Annotated in this window: 9 protein-coding genes; 2 read left to right on the plus strand and 7 right to left on the minus strand. The window is 34.7% G+C overall.

Annotated features, from left to right (window positions below; genetic code table 11):
* Nucleotide 1: 1 nt before the first annotated feature.
* Nucleotides 2-3,607 (plus strand): ABC transporter permease/M1 family aminopeptidase, encoded by a 3,606-nt coding sequence (locus tag CELAL_RS08095; protein WP_013550421.1) that lies wholly within the window; start codon nt 2-4, stop codon nt 3,605-3,607.
* A gap of 53 nt (nt 3,608-3,660) precedes the next feature.
* Here CELAL_RS08095 and CELAL_RS08100 read toward each other — a convergent pair whose 3' ends face one another.
* Entirely contained in the window at nt 3,661-3,978 is a 318-nt protein-coding gene (locus CELAL_RS08100) for a YchJ family protein (RefSeq protein ID WP_245529686.1), read from the minus strand.
* Nucleotides 3,979-4,120: 142 nt separating this feature from the next.
* Between CELAL_RS08100 and CELAL_RS08105 the strand changes: the two genes are divergently transcribed.
* Complete coding sequence (locus tag CELAL_RS08105; RefSeq protein ID WP_013550423.1) at nt 4,121-5,014, plus strand: EamA family transporter; 894 nt, start codon at nt 4,121-4,123, stop codon at nt 5,012-5,014.
* A gap of 26 nt (nt 5,015-5,040) precedes the next feature.
* Here CELAL_RS08105 and CELAL_RS08110 read toward each other — a convergent pair whose 3' ends face one another.
* Genes CELAL_RS08110 through hemE form a run of 6 tightly spaced genes read right to left on the minus strand, consistent with a single transcriptional unit; the run spans nt 5,041 to nt 10,936 of the window.
* Nucleotides 5,041-6,264, minus strand: a complete 1,224-nt coding sequence (locus tag CELAL_RS08110; protein ID WP_013550424.1) for a tetratricopeptide repeat protein — start codon at nt 6,262-6,264, stop codon at nt 5,041-5,043.
* On the minus strand, nt 6,264-7,571 hold the full coding sequence (locus CELAL_RS08115) for an ATP-binding protein (RefSeq protein WP_013550425.1): 1,308 nt from the start codon (nt 7,569-7,571) through the stop codon (nt 6,264-6,266). The genes CELAL_RS08110 and CELAL_RS08115 overlap by 1 nt, the downstream gene beginning before the upstream one ends.
* 33 nt (nt 7,572-7,604) lie before the next feature.
* Nucleotides 7,605-8,507, minus strand: coding sequence for an oxygen-dependent coproporphyrinogen oxidase (gene hemF / locus CELAL_RS08120; RefSeq protein ID WP_041558025.1), 903 nt, complete (start codon nt 8,505-8,507; stop codon nt 7,605-7,607).
* Nucleotides 8,497-9,033, minus strand: coding sequence for a GNAT family N-acetyltransferase (locus tag CELAL_RS08125; RefSeq protein WP_013550427.1), 537 nt, complete (start codon nt 9,031-9,033; stop codon nt 8,497-8,499). Before CELAL_RS08125 ends, hemF begins: the two co-directional genes overlap by 11 nt.
* Before the next feature lie 43 nt (nt 9,034-9,076).
* Entirely contained in the window at nt 9,077-9,850 is a 774-nt protein-coding gene (locus tag CELAL_RS08130) for an EI24 domain-containing protein (protein ID WP_013550428.1), read from the minus strand.
* Between the two features lie 60 nt (nt 9,851-9,910).
* Nucleotides 9,911-10,936, minus strand: a complete 1,026-nt coding sequence (hemE, locus tag CELAL_RS08135) for a uroporphyrinogen decarboxylase (RefSeq protein ID WP_013550429.1) — start codon at nt 10,934-10,936, stop codon at nt 9,911-9,913.
* Nucleotides 10,937-10,961 lie beyond the last annotated feature (25 nt).

Genomic DNA, 10,961 nt, shown 5'->3' on the forward strand with positions numbered 1-10,961 from the left:
TATGAAAGAGATATTCGTATTTGAACTCAAGTATCGGTTAAGAAGGCCGGCGACTTACATTTATATTTTCTTGATGTTTATTATTCCGTTACTAATGGCGGTATTTGCAGATTCATCAACAGCACAATTTACCAATAGTCCCAATGCAATTATAGGAGTTTTAGGGGGTATGAGTGTGTTAGGTTTATTCTTTTATGCGGCTATAATGGGAGTTGCTGTATTCAGAGATGAAGATCATAAAACTGCACAAACCTATTTTACATTTCCTATTACCGAGAAGAGTTATATACTAGGGCGTTTCTTTGGTAGTTTTACTATTGTAACCTTTATGAATATTGCCGCAATGTTTGGTGCAATAACTGGTTTTGTTATTGGTTCTTTGCTAGATCGGCCAGATTATGGAACCTATACAGGTTTTAATTTTGCTTCTTACTTTTGGCCTTTCTTATATTTTATGATGTTTAACGCATTTTTCATCGGAAGTTTATTCTTTTCCTTGATGACCTTTTTTAAGCGCATGTCTATTTTATATTTAGGCGGTATCGTATTGCTTATTTTAACCATTGCTTCTTCTCAATTATTGGCTAGTTTAGATACAGAATGGCTTAGCATATATGTTGATCCTTTTGGAGAAACAGCACATGGGTACTTAACTAAATATTGGTCTATTGATGAGCTAAATACAACGCAATTATCATTAACGGGCAAACTGGCTATAAACAGACTGCTTTGGTTGGGTATTTCCTTGATAATCTTTTTTATTACCTTATTTAGTTTTTCATATAAGGGTTTTTTAAATGCTTCTAAAAAGAAGAAGTCTGTTGAAAGTAAAGAGGAATATGTTCCATCAATTGTCGCAGGGAATATTACGCAGGTATTTACTAAAAAATCGCGTTGGGAAAACCTTTTATCTTTGAGTAAAATAGAATTTATTTCTATTGTTAAAGAGACAGTTTTTGTTATTTTAATAGTAATTGGGGTTATCGTTGCAGGGTTTATAACCTATCAATCTAATCAAACCTATGGCACACCATCATTGCCATTAACGCGCTACATGGTTTTGCAGATATCTAGTGGAATATCTTTGTTTTCTGTAATAATTTTGGTGCTTTATGCAGGCGAAGCCGTTCATAGGACTCGTAAAAACAAAACCTTTGAGTTTTATGATGCTTTACCGGTAAGTAACTTAACCTTATATGTTTCTAAAATTGTTGCTTTATTTGGGGTAGCTGTCGTACTTACACTTTTAAATGTAGTAGTAGGTATGTTATACCAAACCTTCAATGGCTATTTTAATTATGAGCTAGGAATGTATTTGACCTATAATTTCACGAAAATATTCCCAACGTATTTAATGACGGTATTGTTGGCTTTCTTTATTCATGTTTTAGTGAATAATAAATTTTTAGGTCACTTTTTAGTGATTGTTATTTATGTTGGCCTACCTATATTATTTGGTTTAGCTTTTAAAACGTCTAATCCGTTAGTAATTTTTGGTAATACACCTGGGAGTTTTTTAAGTGATTTAAATGGTTTTGGTCATTACATGGCGGGAGAATTTTGGTTAAACTTATACTGGATCTTGTTTACGTGTATTTTGGCTACTATAGGTAATGTCTTTTGGAATAGAGGATTTTATTCTTCTGCGAAAGAGCGCTTAAAAATAGCGAAGTCTCGTTTTTCAGGAAAAATTATGGCGCTAGCAGTATTCTTTTTATTGGCTTTTGCTTCTGTTGGTGGGTATGCTTATTATAACCTAAAAGTGTTGAACCAATTAGAAGATGGTAATTATGCAGATAAACTTAATGCTGAAGCTGAAAAGAAATATGGTAAGTATATTGATAAGCCGCACCTTCAGGTTATCGCTTTAAAAGCATCTATAGATATCTATCCTAAGGAGCGAAGTGTTAATGCCAAGGGAGAGTTTACGGTGACCAATAAGTTTAATGTTCCTATTGATACACTTTTAATGGAGCTAAAATTCCCGATTGCAGATACAAAAATTGAGCAGGTAATGTATAACGGACAAGAGCTAAAACCTTTTCTAAAGGATGAAGCTTACCGCCTATTTATGTATAAGTTGCCAGCTACATTGCAACCAAAAGATACGGCACAATTAGTCATCAAAACTTCTGCCAAGACGCATGGTTTTTCTAGTGATAAAGAAACAGCAATTTTAGAAAATGGTTCCTTTTTTACAGATGCTATTTTTCCTTCTTTTCATTATGATCGTGTTTTGAGTGATAACGGAGTTCGGAAAAAATATGGTCTAGAGGAATTAGATTATTTAAACGCCCCGCGAACAGATAGTATCGCTTTACGTAAAAATTTATTTAATGAAGATGGGGATTATATGACTTTTGAGGCCACGGTAAGTACCAGTAATGATCAGATAGCAGTAGCTCCGGGAAAACTAACTAAGCAATGGAAAGAAGGAGAACGTAGTTATTTCAATTATAAATTGGAAGACAAAACAGATTATTTCTTCAGTTTCGTTTCTGCAGCTTATGCTATAGAAAATGATACTTGGACGGCACCTAGTGGAAAAAAAGTAACTATTGAAATCTACCATTCGCCAAAACATAAAAAGAACTTAGCCTATTTTATAAAAGGGGTAAAAATTGCCTTAGACTATAATTCTAAGAATTTCTATGAGTATCCATATTCCGTAATTAGGGTAATTGAGTTTCCTGCACATTCTAATTATGCGCAATCTTTTGCGACTACGATACCTTATTCTGAAGATTTTGGATTTGTAGCAGATTTTTCAAAAGCAGAAGATTATAATTATGCCTTTAGAGTTACCTCTCATGAGGTTGCACACCAATGGTGGGGGCATATCGTAACACCTAGTAAAACTTCAGGTGCCAATATTATCTCTGAAACTTTAGCGGAGTATGCTTCTTTAATGACAATGAAGCAAGAGTATGGTGAAAACGGAATTAAATCATTTCTAAAAAATTCTCTAGACACCTATTTACGCGGTCGTCAGTTTAGCTTTAAACCAGAACGCTCTTTAATGAACGTAGAAACCGGTCAGTATATTTGGTATGAAAAAGGTTCCATGGTGATGTATGATTTACAGGATGTATTAGGTGAAGACGTGGTCAATAGAGGTCTTAAGTCTTTTTTAGAAGAATATAAATACAATCAAAAAGGAACTTACGCTACATCGGAAGATTTATATAATGCATTATATGCGGTTACTCCTGATACTTTAAAATATAAGGTTGATGACGGATTTAAAGAAATTGTCCTATATGAAAATAGGGTGATGAGCGCCAAAACTAAAAAATTAGAAACGGGTAAATGGGAAACTACATTTATCGTAAACTCTAAAAAGATCTATTATGATGATAATGGTAAAGAAAAAAGCGTAGATGACAAAAAGAACTTAGTTGATGTTGGTTTGTTTGGAGAAGACACTACCAATGATGAAGGAGTAACCATTAAAAACCCGCTTTACTTTAAGTTAGATTGGTTAAAAGCTGGCGATAATACATTTACGATTATCACAGATAAGAAACCGCTAAAAGCAGGGATTGACCCTTATAATAAGTTAATAGATCGTAATTCTGATGACAATCTATTATCGGTAGAAGAATAATAGAAATGTTAGCGTTGTAGATTACTAAAAGCAAGGATAAGTTCCTTGCTTTTTTAGTCTTCTGCTAAACCTAAATACATCCAATTGCCTTCTTCTTTCACAAATGCAGATTTTTCATGGATTACTTCAACTGCTCCTTGATCAAAATAGTAGGCATTAAAGGTTACAGTTCCTTCTGTATCTGTCGCCTTTCCTTTGGTGGTGGTGAGTACTTCAAGGCGAACCCATTCTACAGATTTAGCCCATTTTTCAATCGCCTTTTTTTCTTTAATAGGGCGTGTACTGCTATGGTGACTCTTCATCAAATAGTCTCCATTGGCCAAAGTGAAAGCAGTATACCTAGATCGCATTAATTGTTCTGCTGTTTCCACGTTAGAAAGCTTGCTATGGGCTAATTTGCAGCAAGTGTTGTAGTTTTTGTTCGCGCCGCAAGGACAATTTATCATAATGTTTGCTTTGTTTGGTTTTTATCGCGTAATTATTCAGAGATTTGCAGCCTCAAAAAAAATAAAAATGAATAATCATTTAAAAGGGGTCTTGTATGTTGGTGTTGGAGCTGCAAGTTATGGAATACTCGCCACTTTTGTAAAGTTTGCCAATAACAATGGTTCTGGAACCGCAGGTCTTGCTTTTGCACAATATTTTGTTGGTGTGGTTGTGCTTACCTTGCTTTCTTTTTTATTTTCTAAAAAGAATACTGCGCCTACCGATAAAAAAGAAATAAGAAAGGATAAGTTAAAGCTAGTTGCTTTTGGTAGTTTTCTAGGGCTTACCAGTAGCTTCTATTACTTGTCCATACAGTATATTCCAGTTTCTGTGGGGATCATACTTCTAATGCAAACCATATGGATGGGAGTTGTCTTGGAGTTTTTTATGAATAGAAAACTAGTGACTCAAAAGAAAATAATTGGGGCTGGTGCGGTAATTATTGGAACATTATTAGCAGCTAAGATATTTGAGGTAGACGCTGCCTTAAATTTTAAAGGACTAATTTTTGGTTTGCTAGCAGCACTATGTTATACTGGTACCTTATATGCAACAAGTAGTATTGCTCTGGAGTTACCTTTATTTACTAGAAGTAAATATTTAATCTTGGGTGGCTTAATAGTCACTATGATTTTCTGGAATGTTCAGATAATTGCTGACTTTGATTGGTGGGTATTTTTAAAATGGGGTACTTTTCTTGGTTTTTTTGGTACAATTTTACCTCCTATATTATTTAATAAAGGTATACCTGTTATTGGCACTGGCTTAGGGAGTATTATATCTGCTTTAGAGATTCCTATTTCAGTAATGAGTGCTTACTTAATCTTACATGAAGAGATTAGCTCTTTGCAGTGGTTAGGAATTCTGATTATACTAATTTCAGTAGTTTACATCAACCTGAAGCCTAAAGCAAAGAAGTGATAGTTGTTTTAGGCAAGAGCATTTTATTATTTTCCAATATTACCAATCCAAGTATAGGCAACCATCATTATAAAAACGGCTAATTGCGTGAATAGTAATGTGGTGAATAAAGGGCAAATCAAGGCTACAAGTATCATTGCACATCCATAAGCAATTCCGAAGATTCTTGGCTTCTTTTTTTGGAGGAGAAGTGCTCCTGGTAACGGAATTAGGGCACAGATAAACGCGATGCCTAATGTTAGGCCGTATTGAATGCCAAATGCGTAAAATAAAGTGATGGAGATTAGGCCTAATAGTGCTAATCCGCCGAAAACCATACCGCTGATTTTTTCATTTTTATTAAGTAAAAACTTCCCGTATTTATCAAAATTAAGAATCGTATTAGATAAGGGCTCCATGATCCATCCACCAAGAGCAAAAAGGAGGTATGCTACAATTAACGGTATGGCTACATAGGATAAGCCTGCACTATCTAATAAGCTAACAGCTACTCTATAAGCAACATACAAGCCAATAATAAATACCCATTGGTTTTTTGATGACTGTTTTGCCATCCAAAAAGAATACTTTAAATACCATCTGTAAATGGGGTTTTTACTTTTTAAGGCAGTTGTCATCCCTTCACGTGCATATTCAAAATTAGGATCAAACTGTAAAGCTTGTTTAAAATGTTCTAAAGCTTTTTTGTGATTTCCATTTTCTAATTCTACCCAACCCACATTTGCGTGCGAATAGCTGTCTTCTGGATTGTCATATAAAATATCTTCAACAGTTTGGTTGGCCTCAGGGATTCTATTGAGTTTTGTAAGTATTTGCGCTCTTAGATTTAAACAATATGCATTTTTTGCATCGATTTTTAAGCCTTCACTTACTGCTGCTAAACCTTCATTAAATTTTTTCTTTTGAAGTAATAACCCCGCTTTAAGGCCAAAATAATCTGCGTCATATGGGTTTATGGCAATCGCCATGTCGATGAATTTTTGCGATTCTGAAAAATCATCTTGTTGTAACTTAATTTTCGCCTTTAAATAAAAAATATTAGCATCATTAGGGGTGTCATGTAATAAGCTATCCGAAATTGCTTCTGCTTCGTCTAGTTGTTTTTCATTCAAATAGCAAATTGCTAAATAAAACTTACTAGTCCAATCTTGATGATCTTCGGTAATTGCTTTCTTAAAATAGGTTATAGCATCTTTTGTGCGTCCTAATTCGAGCAATTGAATTCCTCTATCTCTATGCACGGACTCCATTATTTTTTGATGTTTAAATAGGTCAATATTTCATCATACAAACCGCCATCATTGGAGTATAAGGCATAATTTTTAGCAGAACTAAACCATTCTTTGGTGCTGGATTTCATTTTTTTGGCGGCTTTTAAAATATCTTTTGTAGATAGGGGTTTTGGGATACCGTCTTTGAAGGCTTCTTCTAATTTACTTTCAATAGCAACATCTATAGTCGCTTTAATATCTGCTCCTGAAAATTCTTTAGTAACTTTTGCTAATGAAGAATAGTCGATGGTTTCTATAGGCTTATCTTTCAATTGAATGGTAAAAATCTCCTCTCTTGCCTCAACATCTGGAGGAGAAACAAAAATGATACGGTCAAAACGGCCAGGTCTTCTAAAAGCAGGGTCTAAATACCATGGTGCATTAGTGGCTCCAATGACCAAAATCCCATCATTATCTGCGTCAATACCGTCTAATTCTGCCAAAAACTGGTTGATTACCGTTCGTCCAGAATTTTTATTCATATCATTTCTATTGGCACCTAGCGCGTCAATTTCATCAATAAATATAACGCAAGGGGTGTTTTCTCGTGCGGTTTCAAATATTTCATGTAGGTTGCGCTCAGAGCTTCCTATCCACATATCAAGAATATCATTAATTCCTACGTTAATAAAGTTGGCGTTGATCTCACCGGCCGTAGCTCTTGCTAAGTGTGTTTTACCGCATCCGGGAGGACCATAAAGTAATATACCGCCTCCTATTTTTTTCCCGTATGCTTTATATAAATCTTTATGTTCAAGAGGTTTAATGATTTTTAGTGAAATTTCTTTTTTCACATTTTGCATACCCCCAATATCTTTGAAGCTAACGTCTGGCTTTTTCATAAAAGAAATAGCATCATTATCTGCAAATTCATCATCAATTTCATCAAAAGAAGACGTAGTGGTTATTTTGAGCTTCCGATCAAAATCTTCATTTAAATAGGAAGGATCTATGGTTAATATGTCTTTGTACGTGTCTTGCGCATCATTGTAATTATCTTGGTTCAACTGGCAATAACACAGTAATTCTAAATAGGTGATATTATTAGAATTTTTAGTTATTTCTTCTAAAAGCACTTCTGCTGCTGAGGTTTTTCCTTGTTTGTAAAAACAATTAGCCAGTTCGTATTTTGCATCAGTATGCGTACTATCTAAATCGATACACCCATAAAGTTGTTTCTCGGCATTATCAAAATCGCCATTTTGCATATACAGTTTGGCAATTTGTAATTTTAAGGGAATATTATTTGGAGAAAAATTTAAGGCCTCTAATAAACTTTCAAGCATGTAATTTAATTTTGACGTATAAAAATATCATTTCTAAACCCAATCCTTCGGGTTTTTAAGCACATTTATCAATTTTTCTTCTTCACTGCCTGCTTCTGGCTGATGATCATAAACCCATTGAACGTGTGGAGGTAGGCTCATAAGAATACTTTCAATACGCCCATTTGTTTTTAAACCGAATAAGGTGCCTTTATCATGTACTAGGTTGAACTCTACATAACGACCACGGCGAATCTCTTGCCATTTGCGTTGTTCTGCGCTATAGTCCGCATCTTTATGTTTTATAACGATAGGTACATAAGCATCTAAAAAACTATTTCCTACTTCGCTTACAAAATTAAACCAATCCTCCATTTTCATTTCTTCGGTAACTTTGCAATAATCAAAAAAGAGTCCTCCTATACCACGGCCTTCATCTCTATGAGTATTCCAGAAGTACTCGTCACACCTTTTCTTGTATGTAGTGTAAAAGTTAGGGTTATGTGCATCACAGGCTTTTTTGCAAACGGAATGAAAATGGGTAGCATCTTCCTCAAAAAGATAATAAGGGGTTAAATCTTGACCACCACCAAACCATTGGTCTACAATGTTACCTTCTTTGTCATACATTTCAAAATAGCGCCAGTTTGCATGAACTGTGGGGACCATAGGGTTTTTAGGATGGAGAACTAAACTTAAGCCGCAGGCGAAAAAATCAGCATCTTCGACCCCAAAATATTTTTGCATACTCTCTGGTAAGGCACCATGTACTTCAGAGATATTTACGCCGCCTTTTTCAAAAACCGCACCATTTTCAATGACGCGTGTTCTGCCACCGCCACCTTCTGGCCGCTCCCAGAGGTCTTCCTGAAACTTAACGGAACCATCTACTTCTTGCAATTTAGAAGTGATAGTGTCTTGTAATTTTTGAATATACGTGTAAAACTTATCTTTCATAATGTAATTCATAGAGCTCCATGTCTAAAGGGGCTTCGTTAGGCGGAGTGTGTTCTTTTGGAAGTGTTTTTATCCAGGTGTACTTATTGTTCTCTGCAACCTTTACACTGCCAATATTGGTTTTGTGTGTTATAATCTGTAAAATAGTTAATCCTAATTCTTCATGTGCCCAGTTAGAAATATACCGTACGGTTTTAGAAATAATTCCTTTACCTTCATAATCATAGCCAATACAATAGGCCAGTTCTGCCTGCTTTAATGCTTTATCAATTTTTTTGACATAGATTAAACCGATTATGGTTCTAGTTTCTTTTTCTTTTAAGGTAAAAAGGAATTCGGTTTTAGCTTCTAATTCTTTTACTTTTTGGCTAACGAATACTTCCGAAAGATTTGGGGTAAGATTATGCGCTAAGGTTTTGGGAAAATATCGTTTTAATCGATCAGCGTTTGCTACAGCAAAATTACAAAGGCGCCATGAATCTTTAATTGCAATGGGTTCTATAGTGTAAATTTCGCGCTCTAACATATTCAATTTAAAATTTATATAAAGTGTTCTAATCGGTTGTAATTTATGCTATTATATTTTTTTTAGTATGTTCTTCTATTTCTTTTTGTTTAATTATACCAACTGTTTTAATTGAAGCTGCTGTTACAGAAAGTGGAAGTACTAAAATGATGCCAATAACAGGAATAAATAAGAACAGCATAAAAATTATACCATTACCAATTGCGGCTCCTCTATTTTTTCTAACGAAACGTATACTGTCTTTGTAGTTAAAATGCCGCTCTAAGGTGTAATCCATACTTCCAAAACCTGCATAATATGCTTGTAAAAGGAATAGTGCTATAGCCGAGAAAATATTTACTACAGGTATTATTTTAAGTAAAAGTAAGGGTACTGTATATAAGAGTTCTTTGCCAAGGTTCCGAATATTAAGTTTAATTCCACGCCATAACTGCTCATTAAAAGAGGTTTTCTGATGCTCATGGCTTTCTATACCTGTTAAGTGGGCTTCAATTTTTTCTGAAACAGGACTCATAAATGGTGCAGATAACGCCATTACAATATGTTTATAGAGAATAAAGCCAATTACTAATATAATTAGACCACTAAACAATGTAGAAACAGATGTAAATGTTTCTTTACCAAAATCCCAAACCCATAGTGTTGCAATAAATTCGCCAAAACTGCTCGATAAACTCCATGCGGCTACTCCTATTAGGGCTGCAGTGATTAAGCTAATGACCATTGGAATAAAAAAATATTTCCAGAGTTTAAGCTCTTTCATGAGGCTAAAGGTACCAGAATAAGATTTTATACCTAACAGAATATTCTTAAACATATATTTCTTTTTTTATGGGGTCTATACTATAAATTTAAACTTTTAAAGCTAGACGGTTTATTAGCCTTTATATTCTTTTACTGCATCTATGAATGCTCTAGCATTGTCTACAGGCACATTGGGTAATATTCCATGGCCAAGATTAACTACATATTTGTCTTTTCCAAATTCATTAATCATCTGCGTAACCATTCTTTTTATATCTGCAGGAGGGGATAATAGGCGAGAAGGATCAAAATTTCCTTGTAACGTAATGTTTCCACCAGTTAAGTAACGTGCGTTTCTAGCAGAACAAGTCCAGTCTACGCCTAACGCTGCTGCTCCAGATTTTGCCATATCACCTAAAGCAAACCAACATCCTTTACCAAAAACAATGACAGGAGTTTCTTCTTTTAAAGCATCAATAATTTGTTGAATATAGTTCCAAGAGAATTCAGTATAATCTGTAGGTGAAAGCATGCCTCCCCAAGAATCAAATATTTGTACTGCATTTACACCAGCCTTTACTTTAGCTTTTAAATAAGCAATCGTGGTATCCGTAATTTTTTGTAATAATTGATGGGCAGCAAGAGGTTGCATAAAACAAAACTCCTTAGCTTTATCAAAATTCTTACTTCCTTGTCCTTGTACACAATAACATAGAATAGTCCATGGAGAGCCCGCAAAACCAATTAAAGGTATTTCGTTATTTAATTTCTCTTTCGTAGCTTTAATCGCCTTCATTACGTAGTCTAGAGCTACGTCTACGTCCGGGACTATAACAGCATCAACATCTTTCTGGGTGCGAATAGGGTTGGGTAGGTAAGGTCCAAAATCTGGTTTCATTTGAACTTCTATATTCATTGCTTGTGGTATCACCAAAATATCAGAAAACAATATAGCGGCATCCATACCGAATCGTCGAATTGGTTGTACCGTAATTTCAGAGGCTAAATCTGGAGTCTGACAACGGGTAAAGAAATCATACTCTTTTTTAATTTCCATAAATTCTGGTAAATACCTACCCGCTTGACGCATCATCCATACTGGTGGGCGTTCTACTATCTCTCCTTTTAATGCACGTAAGAATAAATCGTTTTTTATCATTTTGTAAGCTATTTTTTTATTGTTT

The sequence above is a fragment of the Cellulophaga algicola DSM 14237 genome (assembly GCF_000186265.1).
In the GTDB taxonomy this organism is placed as follows: Bacteria; Bacteroidota; Bacteroidia; order Flavobacteriales; family Flavobacteriaceae; genus Cellulophaga; species Cellulophaga algicola.

Coding starts and splice junctions, on each gene's coding strand:
- CELAL_RS08095 (WP_013550421.1), top strand. CDS start 2: ATGAAAGAGATATTCGTATTTGAACTCAAGTATCGGTTAAGAAGGCCG.
- CELAL_RS08105 (WP_013550423.1), top strand. CDS start 4,121: ATGAATAATCATTTAAAAGGGGTCTTGTATGTTGGTGTTGGAGCTGCA.
- CELAL_RS08110 (WP_013550424.1), bottom strand. CDS start 6,264: ATGGAGTCCGTGCATAGAGATAGAGGAATTCAATTGCTCGAATTAGGA.
- CELAL_RS08115 (WP_013550425.1), bottom strand. CDS start 7,571: ATGCTTGAAAGTTTATTAGAGGCCTTAAATTTTTCTCCAAATAATATT.
- hemF (WP_041558025.1), bottom strand. CDS start 8,507: ATGAAAGATAAGTTTTACACGTATATTCAAAAATTACAAGACACTATC.
- CELAL_RS08125 (WP_013550427.1), bottom strand. CDS start 9,033: ATGTTAGAGCGCGAAATTTACACTATAGAACCCATTGCAATTAAAGAT.
- CELAL_RS08130 (WP_013550428.1), bottom strand. CDS start 9,850: ATGTTTAAGAATATTCTGTTAGGTATAAAATCTTATTCTGGTACCTTT.
- hemE (WP_013550429.1), bottom strand. CDS start 10,936: ATGATAAAAAACGATTTATTCTTACGTGCATTAAAAGGAGAGATAGTA.